The 23,676-nt window shown below is 43.5% G+C and carries 31 protein-coding genes, 1 tRNA gene and 1 CRISPR repeat array; of the genes, 14 read left to right on the forward strand and 18 right to left on the reverse strand.

What is annotated here, in order from left to right; all coding sequences use genetic code 11:
* Positions 1-66 precede the first annotated feature (66 nt).
* Complete coding sequence (gene cas2 / locus KEJ24_08075) at positions 67-330, forward strand: CRISPR-associated endonuclease Cas2 (protein MBS7647775.1); 264 nt, start codon at positions 67-69, stop codon at positions 328-330.
* A 111-nt stretch (positions 331-441) separates the two neighbouring features.
* A CRISPR array of direct repeats spans positions 442-1,604; the repeat unit is 30 nt; unit sequence GTTCCGAGAATACCTATAAGGGCTTGAAAC.
* Between the two features lie 82 nt (positions 1,605-1,686).
* Here cas2 and KEJ24_08080 read toward each other — a convergent pair.
* Complete coding sequence (locus KEJ24_08080; protein MBS7647776.1) at positions 1,687-1,896, reverse strand: hypothetical protein; 210 nt, start codon at positions 1,894-1,896, stop codon at positions 1,687-1,689.
* Positions 1,897-2,005: 109 nt separating this feature from the next.
* Between KEJ24_08080 and KEJ24_08085 the strand changes: the two genes are divergently transcribed.
* On the forward strand, positions 2,006-2,245 hold the full coding sequence (locus KEJ24_08085) for a hypothetical protein (GenBank protein MBS7647777.1): 240 nt from the start codon (positions 2,006-2,008) through the stop codon (positions 2,243-2,245).
* Between the two features lie 93 nt (positions 2,246-2,338).
* Here KEJ24_08085 and bluB read toward each other — a convergent pair whose 3' ends face one another.
* On the reverse strand, positions 2,339-2,962 hold the full coding sequence (gene bluB, locus KEJ24_08090; protein ID MBS7647778.1) for a 5,6-dimethylbenzimidazole synthase: 624 nt from the start codon (positions 2,960-2,962) through the stop codon (positions 2,339-2,341).
* Between the two features lie 194 nt (positions 2,963-3,156).
* Between bluB and KEJ24_08095 the strand changes: the two genes are divergently transcribed.
* Positions 3,157-4,344 (forward strand): MFS transporter, encoded by a 1,188-nt coding sequence (locus tag KEJ24_08095; GenBank protein ID MBS7647779.1) that lies wholly within the window; start codon positions 3,157-3,159, stop codon positions 4,342-4,344.
* Positions 4,345-4,375: 31 nt separating this feature from the next.
* Here KEJ24_08095 and KEJ24_08100 read toward each other — a convergent pair whose 3' ends face one another.
* Complete coding sequence (locus KEJ24_08100) at positions 4,376-5,401, reverse strand: mechanosensitive ion channel family protein (GenBank protein MBS7647780.1); 1,026 nt, start codon at positions 5,399-5,401, stop codon at positions 4,376-4,378.
* Here KEJ24_08100 and KEJ24_08105 point away from each other — a divergent pair.
* The 4 genes from KEJ24_08105 to KEJ24_08120 all read left to right on the forward strand — a co-directional run bounded on the left by KEJ24_08105 (position 5,389) and on the right by KEJ24_08120 (position 8,550).
* On the forward strand, positions 5,389-5,739 hold the full coding sequence (locus KEJ24_08105) for a hypothetical protein (GenBank protein MBS7647781.1): 351 nt from the start codon (positions 5,389-5,391) through the stop codon (positions 5,737-5,739). The two genes, KEJ24_08100 and KEJ24_08105, sit on opposite strands and share 13 nt — an antisense overlap.
* A gap of 66 nt (positions 5,740-5,805) precedes the next feature.
* Positions 5,806-6,672, forward strand: a complete 867-nt coding sequence (gene rsmH, locus KEJ24_08110; GenBank protein MBS7647782.1) for a 16S rRNA (cytosine(1402)-N(4))-methyltransferase RsmH — start codon at positions 5,806-5,808, stop codon at positions 6,670-6,672.
* 69 nt (positions 6,673-6,741) lie between these two features.
* Positions 6,742-7,779: a hypothetical protein gene (locus KEJ24_08115; protein ID MBS7647783.1), complete on the forward strand. Its 1,038-nt coding sequence runs from the start codon at positions 6,742-6,744 to the stop codon at positions 7,777-7,779.
* A 507-nt stretch (positions 7,780-8,286) separates the two neighbouring features.
* Positions 8,287-8,550, forward strand: coding sequence for a hypothetical protein (locus KEJ24_08120; protein ID MBS7647784.1), 264 nt, complete (start codon positions 8,287-8,289; stop codon positions 8,548-8,550).
* 14 nt (positions 8,551-8,564) lie between these two features.
* On the opposite strand, the gene KEJ24_08125 is transcribed toward KEJ24_08120, so the two are convergent.
* Positions 8,565-8,975: a nucleoside 2-deoxyribosyltransferase gene (locus KEJ24_08125; GenBank protein MBS7647785.1), complete on the reverse strand. Its 411-nt coding sequence runs from the start codon at positions 8,973-8,975 to the stop codon at positions 8,565-8,567.
* 95 nt (positions 8,976-9,070) lie between these two features.
* Between KEJ24_08125 and KEJ24_08130 the strand changes: the two genes are divergently transcribed.
* Genes KEJ24_08130 through KEJ24_08140 form a run of 3 tightly spaced genes read left to right on the forward strand, consistent with a single transcriptional unit; the run spans position 9,071 to position 10,962 of the window.
* The gene (locus KEJ24_08130) at positions 9,071-10,336 is read left to right on the forward strand and encodes a DUF401 family protein (protein MBS7647786.1); all 1,266 of its coding nucleotides are present in this window, start codon (positions 9,071-9,073) and stop codon (positions 10,334-10,336) included.
* A gap of 20 nt (positions 10,337-10,356) precedes the next feature.
* Positions 10,357-10,662 carry a DUF131 domain-containing protein gene (locus KEJ24_08135; GenBank protein MBS7647787.1) on the forward strand — a complete coding sequence of 102 codons (306 nt, stop codon included), beginning with the start codon at positions 10,357-10,359 and terminating at the stop codon, positions 10,660-10,662.
* 6 nt (positions 10,663-10,668) lie between these two features.
* Entirely contained in the window at positions 10,669-10,962 is a 294-nt protein-coding gene (locus tag KEJ24_08140; protein ID MBS7647788.1) for a hypothetical protein, read from the forward strand.
* A gap of 154 nt (positions 10,963-11,116) precedes the next feature.
* On the opposite strand, the gene KEJ24_08145 is transcribed toward KEJ24_08140, so the two are convergent.
* Genes KEJ24_08145 through KEJ24_08160 form a run of 4 tightly spaced genes read right to left on the reverse strand, consistent with a single transcriptional unit; the run spans position 11,117 to position 13,879 of the window.
* A complete protein-coding gene (locus tag KEJ24_08145; GenBank protein ID MBS7647789.1) occupies positions 11,117-11,527 on the reverse strand; it encodes a hypothetical protein in 411 nt (136 codons plus the stop codon).
* A 39-nt stretch (positions 11,528-11,566) separates the two neighbouring features.
* Complete coding sequence (locus KEJ24_08150; protein MBS7647790.1) at positions 11,567-12,163, reverse strand: Hsp20/alpha crystallin family protein; 597 nt, start codon at positions 12,161-12,163, stop codon at positions 11,567-11,569.
* 44 nt (positions 12,164-12,207) lie between these two features.
* Positions 12,208-13,050 (reverse strand): metallophosphoesterase, encoded by an 843-nt coding sequence (locus KEJ24_08155; GenBank protein MBS7647791.1) that lies wholly within the window; start codon positions 13,048-13,050, stop codon positions 12,208-12,210.
* A gap of 13 nt (positions 13,051-13,063) precedes the next feature.
* Entirely contained in the window at positions 13,064-13,879 is an 816-nt protein-coding gene (locus KEJ24_08160) for a fructose 1,6-bisphosphatase (protein MBS7647792.1), read from the reverse strand.
* A gap of 143 nt (positions 13,880-14,022) precedes the next feature.
* Between KEJ24_08160 and KEJ24_08165 the strand changes: the two genes are divergently transcribed.
* Positions 14,023-14,262, forward strand: a complete 240-nt coding sequence (locus tag KEJ24_08165; GenBank protein MBS7647793.1) for a hypothetical protein — start codon at positions 14,023-14,025, stop codon at positions 14,260-14,262.
* A 103-nt stretch (positions 14,263-14,365) separates the two neighbouring features.
* On the opposite strand, the gene KEJ24_08170 is transcribed toward KEJ24_08165, so the two are convergent.
* The 6 genes from KEJ24_08170 to KEJ24_08195 all read right to left on the reverse strand — a co-directional run bounded on the left by KEJ24_08170 (position 14,366) and on the right by KEJ24_08195 (position 17,673).
* Positions 14,366-14,758, reverse strand: a complete 393-nt coding sequence (locus KEJ24_08170; protein ID MBS7647794.1) for a hypothetical protein — start codon at positions 14,756-14,758, stop codon at positions 14,366-14,368.
* A gap of 13 nt (positions 14,759-14,771) precedes the next feature.
* Positions 14,772-15,656 carry a hypothetical protein gene (locus KEJ24_08175; GenBank protein ID MBS7647795.1) on the reverse strand — a complete coding sequence of 295 codons (885 nt, stop codon included), beginning with the start codon at positions 15,654-15,656 and terminating at the stop codon, positions 14,772-14,774.
* Between the two features lie 37 nt (positions 15,657-15,693).
* Entirely contained in the window at positions 15,694-16,119 is a 426-nt protein-coding gene (locus KEJ24_08180) for a hypothetical protein (GenBank protein MBS7647796.1), read from the reverse strand.
* A gap of 96 nt (positions 16,120-16,215) precedes the next feature.
* The gene (locus tag KEJ24_08185; protein MBS7647797.1) at positions 16,216-16,647 is read right to left on the reverse strand and encodes a hypothetical protein; all 432 of its coding nucleotides are present in this window, start codon (positions 16,645-16,647) and stop codon (positions 16,216-16,218) included.
* Between the two features lie 440 nt (positions 16,648-17,087).
* Positions 17,088-17,423: a hypothetical protein gene (locus KEJ24_08190; protein MBS7647798.1), complete on the reverse strand. Its 336-nt coding sequence runs from the start codon at positions 17,421-17,423 to the stop codon at positions 17,088-17,090.
* Between the two features lie 175 nt (positions 17,424-17,598).
* Positions 17,599-17,673 (reverse strand) — tRNA-Gly (locus KEJ24_08195).
* A gap of 146 nt (positions 17,674-17,819) precedes the next feature.
* Here KEJ24_08195 and KEJ24_08200 point away from each other — a divergent pair.
* Both KEJ24_08200 and KEJ24_08205 read left to right on the forward strand, forming a co-directional pair.
* Complete coding sequence (locus tag KEJ24_08200; protein MBS7647799.1) at positions 17,820-18,758, forward strand: RsmB/NOP family class I SAM-dependent RNA methyltransferase; 939 nt, start codon at positions 17,820-17,822, stop codon at positions 18,756-18,758.
* A 4-nt stretch (positions 18,759-18,762) separates the two neighbouring features.
* Positions 18,763-19,257, forward strand: a complete 495-nt coding sequence (locus tag KEJ24_08205; protein ID MBS7647800.1) for a hypothetical protein — start codon at positions 18,763-18,765, stop codon at positions 19,255-19,257.
* Here KEJ24_08205 and KEJ24_08210 read toward each other — a convergent pair.
* Genes KEJ24_08210 through mtnA form a run of 3 tightly spaced genes read right to left on the reverse strand, consistent with a single transcriptional unit; the run spans position 19,245 to position 22,152 of the window.
* Positions 19,245-20,543 (reverse strand): histidine--tRNA ligase, encoded by a 1,299-nt coding sequence (locus KEJ24_08210; GenBank protein MBS7647801.1) that lies wholly within the window; start codon positions 20,541-20,543, stop codon positions 19,245-19,247. The genes KEJ24_08205 and KEJ24_08210 overlap by 13 nt on opposite strands.
* 23 nt (positions 20,544-20,566) lie before the next feature.
* A complete protein-coding gene (gene endA, locus KEJ24_08215) occupies positions 20,567-21,124 on the reverse strand; it encodes a tRNA-intron lyase (protein MBS7647802.1) in 558 nt (185 codons plus the stop codon).
* Positions 21,121-22,152 (reverse strand): S-methyl-5-thioribose-1-phosphate isomerase, encoded by a 1,032-nt coding sequence (mtnA, locus tag KEJ24_08220; GenBank protein ID MBS7647803.1) that lies wholly within the window; start codon positions 22,150-22,152, stop codon positions 21,121-21,123. Before mtnA ends, endA begins: the two co-directional genes overlap by 4 nt.
* A gap of 89 nt (positions 22,153-22,241) precedes the next feature.
* On the opposite strand from mtnA, the gene KEJ24_08225 reads away from it, so the two are divergent.
* A complete protein-coding gene (locus KEJ24_08225) occupies positions 22,242-22,949 on the forward strand; it encodes a hypothetical protein (protein MBS7647804.1) in 708 nt (235 codons plus the stop codon).
* Here the strand turns inward: KEJ24_08225 and KEJ24_08230 are convergent.
* Positions 22,936-23,670 carry a helix-turn-helix domain-containing protein gene (locus tag KEJ24_08230; GenBank protein ID MBS7647805.1) on the reverse strand — a complete coding sequence of 245 codons (735 nt, stop codon included), beginning with the start codon at positions 23,668-23,670 and terminating at the stop codon, positions 22,936-22,938. The genes KEJ24_08225 and KEJ24_08230 overlap by 14 nt on opposite strands.
* Between the last annotated feature and the right edge of the window lie 6 nt (positions 23,671-23,676).

Genomic DNA, 23,676 nt, shown 5'->3' on the forward strand with positions numbered 1-23,676 from the left:
AAACTTGAAAAGCATCTTATTGGAGAGAAGGAATATGAGCCATTTGTTGCACGATGGTGAGCAAACATGTTTGTGATAATGGTGTATGATGTCGGCGAGGAAAGGTTGCCCAAAATTTTAAACACAGGAAGGAGATACCTAACATGGATTCAAAATTCAGTTTTTGAGGGAGAAATAAGCGATGCTAACTTTGTAAGACTAAAAGATGAGCTTTCAAAAGCAATAGATAAAGAACATGATGCGATAACGTTTTACATACTTCGGACAACGGCATACCTCAGAAAAGAAACCCTCGGAATAGTTAAGGGAGAAAGTGCAACGATCATATGAAACCAACCGTCGATCTGACATTACCAATTCTTCATTACACATCGACGAAAATATCCCCCTATAAAAGCCGAAGAAAGCTATAAAACAGAAAAATAACCAATTTTACCAAGGGTTCCGAGAATACCTATAAGGGCTTGAAACGATAGTGTGGCGTTTTGCTGTCCAAACTGTGGACACTGTTCCGAGAATACCTATAAGGGCTTGAAACCTAAGTTTTGTATATTTCCTGGGGCGAAACCATCTTGGTTCCGAGAATACCTATAAGGGCTTGAAACTATTAGAGGATCGGCGTGTCAAATGCGACTTTTGCGGGTTCCGAGAATACCTATAAGGGCTTGAAACTGAGGAAGATGGAAGAAGATGTCGCAAAGTCTGAGTGTTCCGAGAATACCTATAAGGGCTTGAAACCCAAATGGTAAAAAATGGCTTATCCATTACGACAACAGTTCCGAGAATACCTATAAGGGCTTGAAACGCGGATTCACATGGCAGACGGAAACCTTCAAGCTGCGTTCCGAGAATACCTATAAGGGCTTGAAACTATGTAGGCGAAATATGCCAGTCCCAGTCCCACATACTGTTCCGAGAATACCTATAAGGGCTTGAAACTGGTTTTCGTTTGCGTAGATGAACAATGTAATGCTCGTTCCGAGAATACCTATAAGGGCTTGAAACATTTGCTTCTTGCTAAAATTTATTTCGTTTATCCATTGTGTTCCGAGAATACCTATAAGGGCTTGAAACGACAGTTTCCATCCTTCAGAGATAGTTGCAGACATGGTTCCGAGAATACCTATAAGGGCTTGAAACACTCAACGTATGGCGCATCTGCAGCCGTCGAAGGCTGGTTCCGAGAATACCTATAAGGGCTTGAAACAGGAAGTGCTACTATTGCTTGACTGGCAGCTTCCTAGTTCCGAGAATACCTATAAGGGCTTGAAACAGGTTCTGTCCACTAGAAAGGCGTCTAAAATTTTTCCGTTCCGAGAATACCTATAAGGGCTTGAAACGGTAGAAACGTGATTTTCATGGGTGAGTCTGTTCAGGGTTCCGAGAATACCTATAAGGGCTTGAAACATAGTCAAAAACAACCTCACGCATCAACAGCAGCCCCGTTCCGAGAATACCTATAAGGGCTTGAAACTTTACGTGGCTGGTTGAGGTGGGTTCTCGTTATAGGGTTCCGAGAATACCTATAAGGGCTTGAAACACGGGCTTGTTGTCCCGACTCCGGAAGGTGAAGCCCGTTCCGAATACCTATAAGGGCTTATTCTATGTATAGCGGATCCACTTTGTGGTCGCTTAGGAACGTGCGAAAGGCTGTCCATGGCGGCTATAAACTCGCTTATATCTCCGCTAAAGTCCAAGGATGCTTCCTATGGATGGGCTGGGCTGACGAAGACGCACACAACGCAGACTTATGGGCACATCATAATATTTGGCTAGGCTTTGGACAGCCCCAACATAAACCCTAATGGTTTTTTGCGCATAGCCTCGACCACTAAGCCAAACTACAAAATCATTCAAAACTTGAGCGGCTATGCGCCTCCTTTCACGCCTAGGCAAAAGCCTATCCCGCTCCACTCGATCCAGAAAATCCCTAAAAGATCCCTGACTAACGTAAAACTGTTGGAAAAGCCTTAACCCTCAACTATAAACTTTACGAGCGCTAGACTTGAAAACAGAAAGGAAACCAGCCAAATCTGCATCACTTGAAAAAGCCAAACACTACACCAATAGCTCTCCTCACAAAAACATTGAAAACACAGCAATGGAAAACACAGAAACCCAAGAAAACTTTAACTTCTACACAACCCAAAATATGCTTGGTGCCCTAATGAAAAACAAAACTAAAAATGAAAAGAAGGGCACCAGAACTAGAGGTTCAAATCCCGGCGGCCGCACTAGACTCTAACGCTTTTACTTCATGAAGTTTTAAGGTTTCAGTTTTCTTGATTATGAAAACTGACACCTGTGTGCGAATATAAGTCCTTGCTGCATATAAATCTCACAACTTATTTCCGCGTTTGCCATATGTCTCACAGTACACTATTTCTTCCAGATTTTTCCTCGGGGCTCCTCCGTACCTTTTTAGGGTTTCAGGAACTTCAGGCACTTCAATAGGATAGCCGATCGTGACCACACCTATCACATCGATTTCTTTTGGTATGTTAAGTAATTTTTTTAAGCGGTCCTTGTCGAACATTGAAAGCCAACATGACCCAAGTCCTAAGGCATGCGCGGCGAGCATAAGATTTTGTATGGCGGCTCCGGTCGCATACTTATATGTTTCCTCACCGAAAACGTGAGGGGCTGTTTTAGCGGGGTTGGCACACACAACTATGTGAACAGGAGCTTTTGAAATCCATTCAGTGCTATATTTGCTAAATCCAGACCTCCACGGTTCACTCCGAGCTTTTATTGTTGCATTTCTGTTTTCTTCCACAAGTGCTTGTATTTCCTTTCTAGTTGAGGGATTCTTCACAACAATAAACTCCCAAGGTTGAAGGTTAGCAGCTGAAGGTGCCCAGTGAGCAGCATCAAGGATCTTTGCAATATCTTCATCCGACACAGGGTCTGGCTTGTATGCTCTAATGCTTCGCCTAGTTCTTATAGCGTTAAATACATCCATTTAAATCCCTTACATTCTAGATGCAATTACTATTGCGCCTTTGACTAGTAAAAATTTGCCATCCACTTAAAATTTTTCAAGTTTAGAATGTTGCTGCGGGTCCTCTGATGGAGTGGACTGAATTTTAATAACTTTGTTTTTTAGGTAAAATAAAATATGCAAAGGGTAATATTGCAATTGTTGAGGATTAACGTTTGAGACAAACAGCGCCGGAGAGTATCGGCATACTGCTGTTGATTATGTTCAGCCATAATCTCTACGCTGCGGACCAATTTATCATCGGCACCGTTCTTGTTAACATTATGACAGATCTTTCTCTTTCAATCTTCTGGAGCGGTGTAATCGCGACACTTTTCGGTTTAGGAATGGTATTTAGCTCGCTACTAGCGGGAAGAATAATTGAGAAGATAGGCTTGTTTTACGCGTTGTTGACCGGCCTATTTACGTTCTCCTTGTTCACGGTTCTGACTGGGTTTTCCTTTTCACCCATAGATATATCGATTTACAGGATTTTTGTGGGAATAGGCGAAGGCTTATGGAATGTCTCCTACTATTCAGTTTTCGGATCCCTTTACCCGAAAAGAAGAGGGTTGGCAAGCGGCATAGCTGGAAACATGTATATTGTTGGAATCTTCTGGTCTTATCCGGTGGCGTCTATAATATTTTCATGGATGAACAGTTGGAGGGCACCTTTCCACGTGTTTGGCTTATCCGGCCTCTTTTTATTGGTTTTGATTATGCTGGCCGCCAAGTTCGCAGAGTTTAGGCATTTGGAAGAACGGGAAAACACAGTAAAACAGAAAGAAAGATTGCCAGTGATGTTGAAGGATCGGAACATTATTTTGGGTTTAATAATCAGCTTTTTCGCAGCGATTACCTTTTACTCGATTACTGTTTTTTATCCCACATATCTTAGAACGGTCTTAAATTATGACCCGGTCTTCTCAAGTACTTTGACGTCGACGCAAATGTGTTCAATGATGATAATGAGCCCATTGATCCTCTTCTTAAGCGATAAATACGGTAGAAAACTTTTCCTGTGTAGTTCAAGTCTCATGTTGGCTCCTGTGGTTTACTTTATGTTTCGTCCGGAATTTGGGATCCCTCACATTGTCTCGTTGCTCTGCATAATCTATGGTGCAGTAAACTCTGGGGGCTATCCTCTCGTTGTCTCCTTCTTTCAAGACTTAGTTGAGGCACCTTTGATACCGCTTGCCACGAGTTTCTGCTCCGCAGTCTTCAACATAGGGTCTCTAGCTTCAGGGCCAACGACAACCTACTTCGTATCTCTAGTTGGTTGGGAAGACCTGTGGGTTTGGCTGATTATCTGTTGTCTAACATACTTTCTAGCAGCTTTCATGATTAAGGCAGGGAGGCCGTAAAAAGCCTTTTTAAATTTGGGTTTTGCTTTGGTTAAGGATCTATAAGCATTCTATGTACCTTTATTATGTGTTTTAGTAGTTCTGAACGGAATTCTCTAACTTTTGTGTTGGGCGGCGCGGTCGCCACCACGAGAACTATGTAGTAGTTTTTGTCGCTTTGCTCTTCGAGGTAAACCTTGTAATCGCTTATGTTGCTTTTATCAAGCTCTTCACGAATATTTGCTAACACCACATCAGGGTCCAGTTGAACTGGAAACTCGTAGCGGACGCGCACCGTTTTTGGTTCTTCCTTCTCTTCCATGACAATACTACTAGAGAAGGCGACATTATTGGGAATTTTTACAAGTTCGCCACTGTCAGATAATATTTTTGTATGCATCAAACCAACTTCCACCACTATGCCCCGCAGGGTTGGTATAAACTCGTCTCTGCTAAACATTTTATAGGATGGGAAAGCTAAAGGTGAAATAGGCAAGCCGCCGGAAATCTTTACGTTGGCTCCGGGCTTAAGGAAGCCTGTTCCAAGAATGATTAGGCCAGCGAAGAGATTAGCCAAAACTGGCTGCAAACCTAAACCGATCACAAGACCTGAAACCGTGGCACCGGCTACGGCACTTACGCCTGTAACCTCAAAGATAGCTAGCACTATGATGCCTACAGCTATATAGCCCATTACAACAACAACGTTTCTAACGAGGTAGACGCCTCTGCCCAAATGTTTAAGCCTAACAGTGATAAGCGAAGCAACAAGTTCTATGACTAGGATGCCAAGCATTATGGCGGTTATAGCTCGGACAATGTTGAAGTAAACCATGTAGGTTTGGCGAAGCTCTTCGGGCAGCAGTCCCTGGATTGTTAGAGCCCAAAGTAGGGCAATCACCAAAACGATTATGGAAATATAAACAACACGCCAGCTTTCTTTCAAGGCTACCACTGCAGCCTTCAGTTTACTGGAAACGGCGATAAATAATCTTTCTCTTTCATGTTCTACAAACGAAAACTTTTTGTCGTTTAGAGGAAAACTCCACTTTAATGGTGGTTTGTTTGCGTCTGCCAAACTTGCCGAGATGGATCGCTATTACAGTTGTGGGTCTACTGCTATTCGCAAGGGGATTGACTTCAAACACCATGGACATTGTATTTTTAGGTGTAGCCTTAACGTTTGCAGGAGTTTCCGGCGCTTTTACCTGCCTTGTTAGAAGTGATCACACGGCAAAAAAGATTTTAGAGGTTGTGTTGACGTTTGGAGTTTTTGGAGCAATTTTCTATGGATACTTCTTAACTGGAAGCCTTTTACTGGCGATTCTGACTATGTTTATTATTGTTTTGACGCTTGTCGGCTTTTTCCTTTCATATGTTTTACCTAAAACTCAAAGCCTAATAAACAAAGTTTAATGATTTAAAAGCCCAGAATTATGATCATACATTAGGCGCAGAGTGTTTAACTTGCATTTGCCCGTTATGAAGGATGAAGTTATTCGTTTCCTCGACCCGAAGCCCGGCGAGGATTTTGTGGATTGCACTGTGGGTTTGGGCGGCCATGCCTTGGCGATTTTGGAGCGGAATAAGCCGGATGGAAGAGTTTTAGGCATCGATTTTGATCCGCAAATTCTGGAAGACCTTAAACTTCGTGTACGCGGAAAAGAATTTGAGAAACGCTTTATTCTCGTTTGTGATAATTTTGCTAATCTGGAGGAAATAGCCAAAAAACATGGTTTTGCGAGTGTTTCCGGTGTACTTTTTGATTTGGGGTTGTCAAGCTGGCATTTAGAGACAAGCAGGCGGGGCTTTTCCCTCTGGAGGAATGAGCCTCTCGACATGAGGTATAATCCGAAAGTAAACACTTTGACGGCTGAAACCATCCTAAACACTTGGAACCTAACCGACATTGAGCGAATCTTGAGGGTTTATGGCCAGGAACGATTTGCAAGGCGCATAGCTAAAAAAATCGTTGAATCCAGACCTCTGCGATCCACCATTGATTTGGTTATAGCTGTGGAGGGTGCGACACCACGATGGTACCATCGTAGGCGAATCCATTTCGCCACAAAAACTTTCCAAGCGCTACGGATAGCCGTCAACAATGAGCTGGAAAATTTGGAGAAAGCCCTGCCACAAGCCATAAACGTGCTGGGCGTCGGCGGAAAACTTGCAGTGATCGCCTTTCACTCGCTGGAAGACCGAATAGTAAAAAACTTTATGCGAACAAAAGCCAAGGAAGGCGCTGTGAAAATTTTGACGAAAAAACCCATCAGACCATCTGAGAAAGAGGTTAAAGAAAACCCTAGAGCCAGATCGGCGAGGCTTAGAGTTGCTATGAAAGTTTAACAAAATAATAAGTCAAACGTAAATTATATATCAGATGTTTGGCCATGAATAGGTTTTTGGTGGTTAAAAATGAAAATAAAAATGGCGATTATCCTGATGATTGTCTTTTTGATAGTTGCTGCTAGCGGCAAGGCTTGTTTTGCTGTTGATGGTCAATTGCCCAGCGAACTTCCATCTGAGGTTACGGAAATTGTTCAAATATCTGTTAATTGCACGAGGGCTCACGTAATGGTTGATAGCTTAGTATTGTCTGCTAACGAGACGCTTGTACACTTTCCAACCGAAATAAATATGACTGCCGACGAGTGGGAAAATGTAACTGCTGTTATGGCTGTGTTTTCAACGTCAGATTCATTTCTGTTTTACGTATTCAATAATACAAGCGAAGACAACGCCGAAAGCATTGCCAACACTTTAACAACTCAACTCAACACGGTTTTTGGCACAGATTTCAATTATAACTCTACAGGCTTGACTAACGGCTATGTCAATGTAACATATACTGGAAGCGGTGTCGGAAACTTAACGCAATTTACAGCATCGCTAATGCAAGACTGTTTAGCCTCCGATTTGGGTGGTTTTTCATCAACGTTTATTCCTATAACGAGAGAGACAAACGCCCACACTGGTATTGTAGGCCTTAAGGAAAGCGGAGGGTTTAACTGGACATACTCCATGGGAGTGTCATATTTCACTAATATTCCGATTGGTGTGGGAATGCATACAATAGACATTCTAGACTTGCTCAATGTAAATTCACTTGCGCCTTCATCCTACGCGGTGGCATCCTTGTATCCATCCTATGTGTACACGTCCATTGTGCAGTTGTCCATAGTTTCAAACAGTACAATTTCCTATAGCTCATGCCAACCCGGGACAGCGAATCCGCCCACTCAGCTTAGAGGCTGGTACATCCAGACACAAATAAACCCAACAATTTTAATGGCGTACTTTAGCTTTGGAGGAGATCCCTCGTCTGTCACAGCGCTTTCATTCACTTTTAGCGGTGTAGTGATTCCAGAGTTTACTGTGCCAGCGCTTATTACAGTTTTGGCATCGACCGCAATTCTCACTTGGTCCATCAAGAAATTGTCTAAACGTAAATAGCCCCACTTTTTCTCACCTGCTTTTTCAGCGAACTGGAAAATTTGGAGATACTTGCCTCAAGTTCAAAGAGCACTCTAGAGTTGTCTACGAAGCTTAGAGTCGCCGTTGAGGTTTGGGCTAATTTTTAGTTAAACGTAAGCCATATTTCTAATTTTGAATAGAAAAATGGTTTTCCTTCTAACGATTTCGGTTTTTGGTGACCATCGCTGGCAAAGTTAATTCAGCGGCGCCACCTATTCGGCCACCTATTCAACTCGTAGTCTACGAGAATGTTTCTGTTATAGTCTCATGTTTAACGGCTAACGTGAGTGCCACCAGGTGCTATATCGTCGAACGTCTCTAGTCGCATACATTTCCCTTCGGAGATAGACATGAGTGTCAGCGTATGGGGGGAACGTGACAAGCGTTAACGTTGCATCATCCTCACTGTTGATCTTATTCATGTAGAATCGCTTAAACCTTCGTCCTGCTCGGATTTATCCTCAACCAGTGGCACGATGCTTATTTATGGAAATGCCAATTTCGTGGACTGCAAGCCTGATCGAGTGTACAAAGAAGGGCGGAGAGGATGGTGGATCATGCCTTCCGTCAGCGGTTTATTGGCGGCCATATTTGGTTTCGGAAATGAAATCATCCCTTCCACTGAATTGTGGCTTCAGTTTAGAGGGATATAATTACAGAATTTACAACCCCGACGTTGGCAGCGATTTAATGCTCATTTCAGTCGTTGCCGCGGCTTTCAAGAAACAATTTAGCCTCCTGAAAAGCTAAACTACTTTCTCCTCTCATTTTATCTTGTTCAAAGCTTCTCTAAGCTCTGCAATTTCTTTTACGATTACATCTGAGTGAGCTATTATCCATGGGCTTGGGTTTTTAAGTTTGCACACACATATGGTCTTTTTGCCCTTCATTTTTGCATAGAAGAGTTCCATGCATGTTCCAGCTGAAAGTTTAGGCATGTAGGCAATTAAAACATCACATTTCACGATGTCTTCCAAATCCCGCTTTATAAAATCCAATGGTGGAACTTTCAACCACCAGTTTGGTTCCTTGCCTCTATACAAGACTTTTTCACGTTGCCATGGGTCAATAGGTTCATATTCGCAGCGTATGCAAATTCGCCTAATCTTTTCTCTATAGCCTTGACGTTTTTCCATTCCTTGAATTGGACCTGAAATGAAGGCTTTACCTTTCATGACTCTCAAGCTCCCTCTCGAAATTTTTCTATGGAAAGAATTAAGAGTAGGGTAGCATATTTTGGTTTTTCAAATATGTGAAAGGGCGTTTAAGTTTGGGACTGCTAGATCCAGTGAGTGCTATCGTGGTGTCCTTCTGCCTTTTGGGCGTGTTACTTTATAAGCGGGTGCATTTGGGAGTAACGTTGACAGCCACAGCCTTGGTGCTGGCTTTGCTTGCTCTCAATTGGCAAAATATCCCAAGCATCGCGTATGAAACTGTAGACCCTTCAACTAAAGATGGCTTGCTCACATTGTCCGTTGTCCTGGCAACCTTTGGAATAATGTGGTTAAGCCAGCTTTACAAGGAGACTGGCGAAATAACCAGATTAAGCGAGAGCCTAAGCAAGCTTGTCAAAAACCCAAAAATTGTTTTGAGCACTCTTCCAGCAATAATTGGGTTTCTGCCCGTTGCAGGCGGTGCGCTCATGTCGGCACCGATCGTGGACGCTGAGGCGGAAAAACTGAAGCTAACATCAGAAAGGAAATCCTACATAAACATCTGGTTTAGGCATACGATTTATCCTGTTTATCCGCTGGGCCAAACACTTATAATAACTGCCGCCCTAACCGGAACAACCGTTTTCTCTATAATTCTACTTCAAATTCCAACGGTCATAGTCATGGAAGTTGCTGGTTTCATTATCGGCTTCTGGAAAATAGCAACCCCGAAGGAGAAAAAGGAAACCGTGAAGATCAACGGGACCTCAGAAATAAAAACTTTCATCACTTCTTTCTCGCCCATTTTGGCGACAATAGTTATAGCCGTCTTCATAGACCTCATAATTCCTGAATTTTCCCGACTTGGCTTGGACGTCTTATTGGCGACTTTTGCCGGTTTAGCGTTTCTGATTATAACTTCTCGGTTAAACCTTAAAACATTGATGAGACCACTACAAAGTCTGGGAATTTACGATGTGACTCTCGCCGCTTACAGCGCTTTTCTGTTGCGAAATGTCATGGGGGCAGCAGGCATATCGCAGATTTTTCAACCACTAGTTTCAAATGGAGGCATCGATATAATAGTACTATTGACAGTTGTTCCAGTAGCGCTAGGCTTTCTTACCGGTTCTCCAGCTGGGGGAGTAGCCATAAGCGTCTCAATTCTAACTGGCATCCTAGCTTTTTCGCCAAGAATCGCAGCACTCATGTATATTAGTGCATACCTTGGTTATCTTATCGCGCCCACCCACTTATGCTTCACCTTCACCCTTCAATACTTCAAATGCTCCATTGGAAAGATTTACAAATATGTGATTCCGTCATTTGCCTTAACGTTTGCGACGGCTCTAGTAATCTATTTTCTACCTTTCTCCTTTTAAAAACGCTTAAAAGCATGCGTTTGCTCAGACGTAAAATGGGCTTGAAGATGACTTTGGCAGATCTAGCTCTCGAGGCAGGCAACTTTTACAGCACCGGCGTAATCATGATTTTAGCTGGCATAATAGTGATCATTGTAGCGTTTGTTTTGCTTTTCGCCTCAAGCTTAAAAAATGGAAAAGTGAGAGGCGGTGGGGCAGTTATAATAGGGCCTTTCCCAATAATTTTTGGCACTGACAAAGAATCTGTAAAGGCGATTCTATGGCTTTCGATAACCCTTACAATACTCCTGTTCATTCTTTTCACAGTTCTGTATTTGCTGAGGTGAAAAAGTATGGAAGGAAAAGAGCAGACTGAAACAAAATGGGTTAAACGTTTCTTAATGCTGTTTTTTACGGGTTTCCTTATAATACTGTTGGGCATGGTTTTATTGATGGTGTCAGCGTTGCTGTCCGAAACCGGAACAACAAGTGTTGGCGGCGTCATTTTCATATGGTTCTTTCCAATAGTTTTCGGTGCTGGCCCAGAAGCCCATTGGCTCATCTTGTTTGCAATAGTTTTGGCAGTTTTGGGTATAATAATGCTTGTTGTGATGCAGAAAGTGGCTGAAAAAAGCGTTTTCAACTAGTTTTCTTTTCTTCTCCGCCATAGATTATGTATAGGAATATTAGGACTAAGGCGACAAAAGTTAGGGTCATTAAGACGTATTTAATGGTTTCAAAGTATTCTGCAATGTTCATTTTGTTCTCCTGCCACTTTTTCATTTAGAGATGTTTAAGTATTTAAGGAGTTGGTTTCCGCCATTCCTGCATTAATGTCTCGTAAAGCTCGTCATCGCTGTCTATTTGTTCATACCATCCTAGGCTGTTGGCGATTTTCTGGGCAATTAGATGGTAGCATAGGTGCACTTTTCGGTCTAGGACGCGGAAGTAGAAGTCGTCGCATGTGCAGAATTCGGCTTCGGGCATTATTAGGTAGTCGCGTTCCTTGCCAACTACAACCCAAACTACTCTGCCGCTTGGTTTGAATAGGTATTTTTTGACGCGGTTTTCTTTTAGGGCTTCGAAGGCTCTTGCGAAGCGTTGTCCAAAAACCTCGTATAGCCTTGTTAAACTTTTGCCTGTCAGTTTGCCTTCGGCTTTAGCTTCCTTGCATACGAGACTTAATATGTCAGTCTCTGATTCGGCGTTCATGGAGGATACATACTTAGACCGCTAAAGGAAGGAGGATGGCTACTCTATTTTTATTGGTTCGCCTTTGGGTTTTTTCTCTTCCTTTATTTTCGGAAGCTTAACCTCCAAGACACCGTTCTTATACTGGGTTTTTGCTTCTTTCACGTTAACCTTGGCTGGAAGCGTTATTTCCTTATAGTATTTCCTTTGGGGTGTTTCAACGCTTATGGTTAAAGTGTCCTCGGTGCCGTGAAGCTTAATATCCTCCTTTTCTACGCCTGGCAGCTCAGCCACCACATGGATTTCGTTGTTTGTTTCAACGATGTCCACCAGTGGTTCGCGTTCCTCTTTAACGGTTGGTCCATAGCGGCTTGGTTTGACGTTGCCAAACTCGCGGATTTCAGGTTTACCGTCTGGCCCTATCTTTATGCTGTAACCGTAAACGAAGGGTCCCAGCTCGCGTATGGTCGAACCATCTGGAAGCTTGCGTTCCCTGACATAATCCTTTGGAACGCGGGAGGTGAAGGCTTTAAATTCCTCCTCCATCATTCTCTCCATTTCGCGGAACATGCGGTCAATGTCCTCGAAGAACCAGCTTCCGAAGAATGGGAACCGCCTACGCCTGAACCATTCTGGAAAATCTTCATCTTCAGGCATTTCTACACCTCTAACTGGTGTAGGTAATCCTTTCTATTAAAGGTTTATGGCTTTCCGAAAAATTCAAGCTGGCTTAAATAGCCTAGGAAAGTTCCATCTAAAAGATAAACTTCAGCGTTTTCTAAGTCAACAGCTTCCGTGCGAAGGATCGGCCCGACAATTTTCTCGCTTTCTGCAGCGTCCTTCTCATTTAAGGGTTTTCCGCCTAAAAACTCATTGAAGGATGGCATTATGAAAAGCTGGCTGGTTTTGGGCTTCACCTTATAATGTTTCAGCAATGTTTTATGAAGGGTTTTCTCAATTTTTATTCCATGCTTTTGAAGCAGGATTTCCGCCAGCCTGTTTGGGTTACATTTGGCTTTAACCCAAACTTGCCGTGTTATTCGGAATCCAGCGGGGTCGCGGAGGACAATGACTGGATGGACATGTCCCATAACGAAGGTTTTGCATTTAAGAAGGACAGGTGACGGCCAGCGGTGCCCGTGAAAAAAGCCTGCATCGCCTATCACCGTGCCGGATGATGGCAATATTCTTATGCCTTCAGGAAGTAGTGGTTCAAGGTTTCCATCATGGTTTCCGTGAATTATCTGGATTTCACCTATGTGCTTTTTAAGTTCGTTGAAGAATTCGGGGACATCTTGCCACTCGCCAAGTTCAGCTGTGGCCACCGTGTGTTTTACGTCTCCTAAAATCAGCAGTCTGTCAGGCTTGTGGGCTTTTATGAGAATTTTCAGTTTTTCCAGAAGCTTTGAGGCTTGGGCTGGCACGTGGATGCCTTTTTCAGATAGGGCTATTTCCCATCCTATGTGTAGGTCTGCCACGACGAGGGTTTTGGTTTCCCTTGTTTTCACGAGAGCCGCCGGGTGAGGCGTTAAAGGCGTTATCATTGCCTGCTCCTTTTTAGGGTTTTAGGAGACTTAGGATTGTTTTATGGATTTTCTGGTTGGCTGAGGCCACAAAAGTCAGTTTTTCAGCTGGATCTAGTTTGGCGTTTAATGGTTTGCCATCCGGCGTTGTTACTCTTGCCCCAGCCTCTTGTATTATTAGCCATGCGGCGGCTGTGTCGGTGGTTCTGAGTTTTCCCCGAATGTCTATGAAGGCGTCTATAGTGCCGTCTGCTACATAACACATTTCAAGGGCATTAGCGCCCAAGTGACGGATGTGCTTAGTCTGCTCTATTAGACGGGTTATGCGTGGAGCTATTTCCCGAACCTTGTACGTGTTTAGGTCTATGCCTACAACCGCGTCTGACAAGTCCGCATGTTTTGAGGGCTTTATCTCTTGGTTATTGCGTTTTGCGCCTTTGCCTTTTGCGGCGGCGTATGTGACGTTGTGGAAAATGTCTGCCACTAATGCGGCATGCACTGTTCGAAGTTCCGGTTTGGTGGAGACAGCTATGGATGTTGCATAAAATGGTATACCTCTTGTAAGGTTGGTTGTTCCGTCTATGGGGTCAGCTGTAATGTAGGCTTGTTCCGGGTTTGCACCGTACACTTTTATTCCGGACTCTTCGCTTATGAGCGTAAAAGATAAGCCGTTTCCGAGAAGCGTTTCAACTATGGCTTTTTCAGCCGCCAAATCTATCTGTTTTATGGGATCCCCGCCCGCGCCTATGCCCAAGTTTGGCTGGAGCTGGTTTAAGGATGTTTTTAGTAATGGGGCAATTTGTTTTTTTACGTTGTTTTTGCATTCTTCTAGGATTTGAAGCCAATCCACTTTAATTTCACTCTGTTGTATTTTTGGATATTCCAATAATAAGGTTGATGGTTTTGGTTATAAAGTCTTAAAAAGCGTTCTAGAGGAAGCTTCTAAAGGATTTCTTCAGAAAATTTTTAAACAGAAGAGAAAAAGAAACAGATATGTCCTCGGAGTGGGCGTCAACGGATACGAGGGTGACAAAAATTTTAGAGGCGCTGGCTGATGGAAAATGGCATGCGAAAAGGGAGCTTCTGGAGGAAACAGGACTTGGGCATGGGCATCTCGATACGATTTTAGGGTTTTTAGCGGCTTACGGGTTCATAACGGTGGATGCGGCTGGTGGCAAGGTTAGGCTCGACGAAAATTTTAGGAGACTTCTACTTCAAGAGATTAGTCAATGAGTTTTAACAGGCTTTCTGATAAAAATAGAATTAATAGAATTAATATGTAGGTGGATGTATGCACAAAAATGAGGGTTGGACGGAAAGCCCTATTTCTCAACCCCTAAATTTGGCTGAGTTCTTCTTGGATCTTTTTGAGGTCGGCGTTCTTCTCTGTGAAGATGCTCACTTTATTTTCGCCGATGGTGAAGGATAGAATTTTGACTTCTTTTCCTTCTACGATAATGTTTTTGGCATCGCCGAGGTTGAAGGCTTCTGAGAGTTCTTCTTCTGCATCAATGGCTGAAGCTGATAGGAGGGCGTATTCAATGAGTTTGGATGGGTCTTTGAGGTCTATGGTTGCTGACGTTGAGTTTCGGAGAATGTAGCCAATAACGCCCTCGTGGTTCTTTATTTCTTCAAGGTTTGCCCTAAGTTCATGGGGGGATGATGCTTCTATGGCTATTGGTTCTGTGAGGGTTGGCTCTTCCTCCAGAGTTTTCTTTTTCTTGGTCATTTTTTCGCCTCCGTTATTCGATCACAGGTTTAACTCTCACCAGTTCTCCCCTTTTTATTTCAAGGGTTAGCTGCGCCTTTTCTGGAATTTGGACCACACCCTTGCCTGAGTATTTGGAGTCTTTTATGGGTTTAACCTTGTAGCGGGCTGTTTTTCCGTCGAAGGTTTCGATCTCAACGTATTCTATCCTTTTGCCTTCGAATGTGTTTTCCCAGCTGGAGATGGTTTCGCTGTCGATTCGCACAGTGTCAGATGGCACAAGTAGTCCGCCAATGTTTTCCACTATTAGCTGAACTGCGGGAGGATCAAAAGATAAGGGCCCTTCGGAGGTTTCAGGGGCAAGTACTGGTTTGGCTTCTGGCTCAAACTTCCCCTCTTTTTCGCCGGTTTTCTCAGGTTCTGGCGTAAGCTCTTCAACCTGTTTTTCGGCGAATTCTTCGTTTGGTTTTTCTGGTTTTAGGGTTTCAGTTTCGGGTTCTGGTTGAGGCGCAGGCGAAGGGGGATGAACTGTGTTTTTGAGGGGGGTAGGGCTGATTTTTTCCAACACTTTCAAGACTGTTGGAATTAGGACGCGGGCAACTGTCTCCACATAGCCTACGTCTGCCTTTGCAGAGTAAACCATAACCAAGTGGTGTCCGTTAAAGTGGTAAAGTTTAACTGTGCCCATGCTTCCGTTTAGGGTTATGGCTTCAATGCCGCCTATGGCTTCGGCTCTTTCAAGAATATCATCAAAAGCGTCCACTACTCGAACCATAGTTTTCTGCGGAATGCTTGCGTCTCCCGCGATTATTTCGCCGTTCTCGTTGTAAATGAAGGCGTGTTGAATATCTGGGCAAACGTTTCGCATTTCATCTAGGGCGTTCTTTAAGGCTATCGAGTAGATCTCGTTATCTTCCATAAATACACCTTCCATACATTGGCAAAAGCAAAAGAAGCTATGTTATTTTGAAGAGGATGCGCTCCGGCACGCCGTCGTTCTCCACAACAATATATTTTAGGCCTTCAGTGTCGCCTAGCTGATCCAGCCATTTTAGGGCTTCGCGTGCCTTCTGCAGAACCAACAGCCTTTCCTGGTAGCTGCGCACCACCTGCTCTATGGCGGTCAACTCGTGGAATGGATTAGCATCCAACACAATGCTTAGGCTGCCAACAGTGATTTCGCCTAGGCTTTCGGCAGCCGTCTTCTTGCCAGCCAACTTCATGACCACTTCACGGATTTTCTTGGATTTCTCGGCTAAAGCCCTAATCTCATCTAGGCGGCGCAAATACTCGCCTAAAGTGCTTTTTGTCTCGGCAATCTGTTTCTCCAGAGTTTCGGCTATATCCTGCGCCGAAGCATACTCCTTCAACTCAACCACCATACCAATTTACACCTCCAACATCAACGAAACAATAGAGAGGGAAACTAAGCGAAACCCACACCCTACCCCCAATCTCAACACTGTTGCAAAGAAAGGCTAAGTCTGTGGAGCATTGCCAACCCATGTTATTTTCGTTCCCTGAGTAGTGACCAACTCGATATTATATGTTCTACCGTTTTGCCAACCCACGTTCTGGATAGTAATGTCTCTGTATTCACCAGCTGGAATTGTTCGGGCTGTCACATTACCATAAACGGTCTTCTGAACACCGTTAACTTTTGCTGTTACATCAATTGTGAATGACGCAGTTCCAGTGTTTTGAATTCTGAGTGTAACATTGTTTGTTGAGCTGCCAGTTACACCGTTGAAGCTTACCGAGACTATGTTATAGGGTTCCGTTTTCATGAATGTGAATGTTAGGGCTCCCATCCATGCGGCTACGGCGATGCTGACGGCGACTGTTACGGCGATGAGTATGATTGATGCGACTACGGGGCTTAGGGCTTTCCTACTCTTGGATAGTTTCATTTTGTTTCTTATCCCTCCTTGTTTGTTGTCGTGTATGTTAGTGGAAACTGAGGATTTAAATCTTACGACTTAATACACCATATTAACTATTTGTAAAACAAAACAACACCACCAAACCACAAAACCGGAGAGTCTAAACCACCATTGGCTAAAACACCAACAAAACCAACACTAAAATCAGCCACAGAAACCCAAAGAGGAATAGGCTAGAGAAAATAGGCTAAAATTGGACGCCACTTTCCTCCACAATCACCGAAAACTATAGCGGGGCAGTGTTTTTGTTAACAGTTCTTCCAAGAACAAATATGATGTGACATAGCCGCCAAAATTTCTAGAGGGGATATTCAATTTTGCAACCAGTCGCCAGCAACAAAATTGACATTCAGCTTTACAAATCGAAACTTGCCAGCTGAAGATTCAATAGGATATTACGCTGCCAGCTATTTCTCCAACTTGTCAAAGAACTCCAGCAGAAGTTTTGCCACTTTCTCGCCAAGCTCAGTCTTCTCATACTTCCTCTTCAAGGGATCCAAGCGCTCACTTTTTGCCAAGCCAAGCTCCTCAATCTCAATCATCCTCGCCCTAAAAGTGCCATCACTCAACGTTAAGCCGTTCTCCCGCATAAACTCTTTGGCTTCCTTCCACTTCCCCCGCCCTAAATAAAGCAGGAAAAGACAGTCAATAGCGTGGTCCTTCTCAAGCATAGCCTTAATCGCCGAAAGCCGAGGATCAGTCAATATACGCCGAATCTTCTCCTCTTCTCCACTCCCAACCATACAAACCAGCCTTCACCACATTTTACTTTTCTGTATTACACGCACATGCTTAAAAGATTTAACCTATATTACGATTTATGACTTATTATTAAAATCCACGACATACCAACAACACACTATTTCACCTCAAAAATATCCAACAAGCCCTACCGACTTCCCAAAAATAATTCCGTAGTGCGGCCGCCGGGATTTGAACCCGGGTCGTCAGCGTGGCAGGCTGATGTCCTAGTCCAGGCTAGACTACGGCCGCGCTTTTATAGATTCTGGTATCCTTTTATCGGTATTTTCCTAAAAAGTGTTATGTTCCTTTTGTCATTGTAGATATGTAAATTTTGTTATTGGTTTGGATTAACAGACCTAATTTTTTCTAAGTGGTTTTCTGTTTTGGTGTGGTTGTTGGAGATGGTGTTGTTTTCGTCAAGCTTTTATTGTTCTTGTCTGTTTTTGTTTTTGATGTTTGGCAAAGAATTTTTTGTTAACCGTTATCGAAGGTTGGGTTGGGAATTTAGAGATGTTACCCCTAGGCAAGCCGTTAGACTCAACCTTCTAAATGCTAAGAGCGTTGATGTTGTTAGGCGACTTAAGAGTTTAGGCGTCGAGCTTGAAAAAATTCCATTCCTTCAGAACAGTTACTGGATTGTCCGCTCAGACTTTTCAGTTGGAGCTACAGTCGAATATCTTTTGGGCTATTATTCTATCCAAGAGGCAGCCGCCCAAATTCCTGCGACACTTTTTACAGATTTGAAGGGTAAGTTTGTTTTGGATGCTTGCGCTGCTCCAGGTGGGAAAACCGTTCAAATGGCAGATTTAATGGAAAACACTGGGGTTATTGTGGCTTTAGACGTTGACAAAAGGCGGTTGGCGGCTCTTATGAACCAGCTGGAACGCTGCCGTGTAAAAAACACTGTTGTTTACCAGTTAGATGCAAGACGTGTTTCGAAACTTGGGTTGAAGTTTGATAGAATACTGCTTGATGTACCCTGTTCCGGCAATTTCGCCGCGGACAAAGAATGGTTTAGACGGCGTACACCGCAGGACATTAAAAGAAATGCGAGGCTGCAAAGGCAGATTCTAGCTGAAGCCGCCAAAGTTCTCAAAGATGATGGAGAAATGGTTTATGCCACATGCTCTCTTGAGCCGGAGGAGAACGAGTTAAACATTGACTGGGCTATAAGAAAACTTGGGCTAGAAACTGTGGAAATAAACTGTTATGGTGAGGAAGCTCCCGTAGAAGTCTTTGGCAAGAAATTAGATAGCTCCGTTAGGCGATGTAGACGGATTTGGCCGGAAAAGACCCAAGGATTCTTTGTCTGCAAACTTAAAAAGCGGAGGTAACTGCATGGCTGAAATCGAGGTTGTTGAGAATTTTGCAAGGCTTTTTGGTGCAGAGCTGTCTTTCGACAATAGGCTTGTGGTTAGGAATGACTCCCGCATCTTTCTGCTGAGCCAGAAATTGAAGGATTTAACCGAAAAACAAAGAGGCTGGCAATATGCTGGAACATGTTTAGGGAAAATTGTTGACGGAAGTCTCCATCCTAGTATTCCATTCCTTTTAATGATTGCGGAGAAAGCCAAGAACCGCATAATCGTTGACGACAAGTCAGCTTGGCTTTTCGTTTGCGGTAGAGACATATTCAAAGAAGGAATCTTAAAAATAGAGGGTTCTCGGAAAAGGGGTGACTACACTCTGGTTTTTAACAAGCATGGCGAGTGCATGGGATATGGCAAAATAGCGAAAGATCTAGACGAGTTGAAGAGCGGTTTAGCGGTTAAAAATCTTCTGGATATTGGAGACTTTTTAAGAAGGGAACGCCTTGCGTTTCAAAAAGCTTGAAGTTTAAGTGCCGTGGCAAGTTCGCTGATTTTAACAATAACTTGCTCCTTTTTCTGCATATTCCTTAAGACCACAGCATCTTCTTTTAACTCTTTTTCTCCAACTATTATGACGTGACTAACGCCTCTTTTGTTAGCGTCTTCCAAAGCCTTTGAAACTTTCCGCCCCATAATCTCAAGCTCTACTGATATGTTTTCCGTCCTTAACATTTCAGCTATTCTCAGGGCTTCGACGTTTAGGTTTTCATTTACCGGTATTATCAAGACCGGTTTTGTCTCTTTCATGTTAATTTCTACCTTTTGTTCTTGAAGGGCAAGCATTATTCTATCAATTCCATGAGCAACTCCGACAGCTGGTGTTGACTCTCCACCAAATAATTCTACAAGCTTGTTATATCTCCCACCGCCTGCCAGTGCGATATCAAGTTCTGGGACATAGACCTCGAAAATCATTCCTGTGTAATATTCTAAGCCCCTTGCAAAACCTGCTTCAATTATAATATTCAATTTTTCGCCGGACCTTTTGCTAAGGTTGACTATTTCATTGAGGTTTTCGATAGCGTTAACCGCCGTGACATAATCTTTCACGACTTTCGCCATGTTCTCTAAAACTTTGGCTGCATCCTCCCCCTTCAAGTTCATCAATTTTTGAAGCGTTTGAACTCCTTTCTTTGATGCTCCTGCTTCACTGATAATCTTTAAGGCTTCTTCATACAGTTTTTTGTCCATGCGTTGCATGGCTTGGTTTTGGGCTTCCTCATTTATTCCCTCTTGGCTTAGTATATTTCTTAAAACGCCAACATGTCCAATCTTGAACACAAAATTTTTCAGTCCGACGCTTTTCAGAAAGCGGTTGGTTAACAGCAATATTTCTGCGTCAGCTTCTGGCTTGTCGGAGCCCATTAACTCGAAGTTTGACTGCCAAAACTCTCGGAAACGCCCCTTTTGCGGCTCATCGTAACGGTAGAGGCTTCCAACGCAGAAAAGCCTTAAGGGTTTAGGTTCGTTTCGCAGTGTGGTCGCCACAAGCCGCGCTACAGAAGCCGTGAACTCCGGGCGTAAGGCGACTTTGCGTCCGCCTAAATCTTCGAAGGCATACATTCTTAAACGGACTTCTTCACCGGCTTTCGCGGCTACAAGCTCATATGACTCTATAACAGGAGTTATTATTTCCCTATATCCATAAAGCTCAGCTGTTTTTCGAGCTTGACTCTCGATGTACCTCATTACTTTTGCTTCCTCTGGGAGAAAGTCTCTCATTCCGCGAACCGTTTTGAAGATGTTCATGGCCCTACGCGCATCCTTAACTTCTATTGTGGTAGGGTTAATTGTGAAACGGAATAGTAAACTATTTCTCCCCGACGGCTCATGACTGCCACTATAAGCTCTTTCTTTAAGCTTTGACACCGTCTCACTATTTGAGTTAGCTCCCCTAGGGTTATAGGTTTGCCTTCCTGGATGGTTAAAACCAAATATTTTGCCGTGTCCTTTCCATAATCGCCTCTGTCGTAGACTCTGAAGTCAACACTCATGCCGAAGCCTTCGCGAACCACGTAGCCGCGGGTTCGCAAGTCTCGGTAAACCATGTACTTAGCCCAAACATTTTGGTCGATTTTCTCCGAAAACCGGAGAAACTCTTGGAAACCAACAATCTCACCCTTGTCGTTTTTTACTTCCAGCAATCCCCTGTCCATGAGGTGTAGGACTTCGCAAAAATTGAGTATCAGCCCATTATCCTCGTCTATTCCGTAACCCTTTGTCTTTAGCTCCTCAATTCTGCCTTTAGCCGTCACTTTAACGCCTTTTTCCGTTAAAACACCCTCTATTTTGGCTTCCGGACGGGGTTGCCCTTCTTTTTCTTTGCTCATCTTCTTTCCGCCGTTCTGCTTAAACTTGAAAGGTCCTCCTTATATAAAATGCCATCTTCACAGATCACTGCCGTAACATATTTTAAAGGCGTTATGTCAAAAGCCGGATTAAAAACAGCTACCCCTTCAGGCGCTATTCTCTTTTTGCCGATGTATAAGACTTCTTCTGGGCTCCTCTCCTCTATGGCTACTTCCGCTGAGGTTCGTGTTAGGTCAAATGTGGATTTTGGAGCTGCCACGTAAAATGGTATGCCATGTTCTTTCGCTAGGACCGCTATTTGATATGTTCCTATCTTGTTCACTACGGCGTCCCGCACTATCCTGTCGGCGCCCACGATGACCTTGTTTACCATACGCTTATACATCACGTAGCCGACCATGGTGTCACTTATCAACGTAACGGGTATACCGTCCCGTTTAAGCTCGTAGGCTGTTAGGCGGGCGCCTTGAAGTTTCGGTCTGGTCTCGGTGGCTATAACGCTTATCTTTTTGCCCTGCTCCACAGCAGCCCTGACAACACCAAGGGCTGTTCCATAATCAACTGTGGCTAAGGCTCCAGCATTACAGTGGGTTAAAACAACATCTCCATTCTCTAAAAGTTTGGCTCCATGTTTGCCCATCGCTCGGTTTGCCTTGACATCCTCGTCGGCCATCCTTTTCGCTTCTTCAACAACCATTGCAGCTAATCCGCTGGCCCCTCCATTAAATGCGTAAGCTTTGCTAAGTATCCGATCAACAGCCCAAAAAAGATTAACCCCAGTAGGCCTAGTCCTCCGCAGTTTTTCAGCCGCTACCTCCAACTCGCGGATCAAAACCGCTTTATCATCAGCTTTTGAATGGTAAGCTGTTAACGCCAAAGCATAGGCGGCAGCCACCCCGATCAGTGGCGCACCCCTAATTTTCATGGTTTTTATGGCTTCCACTACATCGTCGCACGTTTGAAAAGTCAGAAACTCTGTTTCACAAGGAAGCTTCAACTGATCTATGGTTACCACTGTCCCGTTTTCATGCCATTCTATTGTTCGCATTGATTCCTTCAAGCCTCCATTAACCGTTTAAGACCGTTTAGGTATAAATTTTGTCAATTAAATAGAATCTTATTAGGGAAGTGTTTACTTTGAAGAAAGAATCTGTTCAAACGCTGGTTGAAAAACTTGGCGAACGTTACTCTAAAATTTTGGGCATAAACCTTGAAAGTGGCAGAGAGGAGGAAATTTTTAAATGGTTTTTGGCTTCAATTCTTTTTGGTGCACCTATAACCGAAAAATCTGTCATAAAGACTTTCAAGCGTTTTGAAAAGTACAACGTTTTAACTCCGGAAAGGATTCTTGCAACCAACTGGAATGGGCTTGTTAAGATTTTAGATGAGGGAGGTTATACACGCTATGACTTTAAAACCGCCGACAAACTTCTTGAAGTTATGCGCAACCTTATTGAAAGATATGGTGGTAAATTGACAGTCCTCCACGAGAAAGCAGGCAATCCAAAAGAGCTAGAAATGGCGCTGAAAAGTTTAGGCAAAGGCATTGGAGACGTTACCGTAAGCATTTTCCTAAGAGAGCTTCGTAACGTTTGGAGTAAAGCTAAACCGGACCCTACAAGCCCAGTTGTTTTGGCAGCTAAAAACCTTGGCGTTGTAGATGAAAAATCGTCTAAAAGCGTTTTGCAACAGCTTGAAGAGTTTTGGAGTGAAAATGCTGCTCCAGACAATTCTTTTGTGAATTTTGAAACAGCTCTTCTGCGTTTGGGAAAAAACTATTGTAAAAGGGCAAAATGCAGCGCTTGTCCAGTCAAAGTGGAATGTTTAAACCCTAAAGTTGCTTAATGTAAGTTACAACCTCCACCGGACAGTCCTCTGGCAGTTTCAGTTTTTTTCTCCATTCGTCTCCAACCGCTATAAGAGAGAAAACCCCTGAAACTTCAGCTTTGGCTTTGCGCACAAGGTTTACAAGGGCTGCTTGGGTTTCACCAGTCTTGATCATGTCGTCGACTATTAGGACGCTGTCCCGTTTTTTGATGGCGTCCTTTGGAACATAAAGTGTGATTGTAACACCTGAATCCTTAAGCGCAAAGGTTTCCTCAAGAAACTCTTTCACACCTACTTCTTTGCTTCTCTTGGCTATGACGAGGTTTACGCTTAAAGCGTTTGCCACCATGGTTGCCAGCGGAATGCCGTCTACAGCTGCTGTAAACACCTTAGTCACGCGTTTTCCAGCAAAATTTGCAAGCGCATGGTTAGCTGCCTGCTGGAGAATGTTAAAATCTCCGATGATCTCGGTATTATCAAAATAACCATCATCGTCAAACTTTATGCGACTTCTAATCTCGTTCTCTAAACCAACAAACTTTGACAAAACCTTCCAGAGCTGTTTAGCACGAGCGGTGTTCGGCAAAACGTGACCTTTTGCATATCTGCTTAGAACTGTTACAGGTAAGCCTGTTTTGGCGGACAACTCGCGGTATGTAATGTTCCTTTTATATTTGGCTGTTCGAAGGAGCTCAATAGTCATTAAACGCAGTTTCAACTCTTCTGCATGTGTACTCATCAATCT

The sequence above is a fragment of the Candidatus Bathyarchaeota archaeon genome (assembly GCA_018396705.1).
Classification (GTDB): Archaea; Thermoproteota; Bathyarchaeia; order Bathyarchaeales; family Bathycorpusculaceae; genus DRVP01.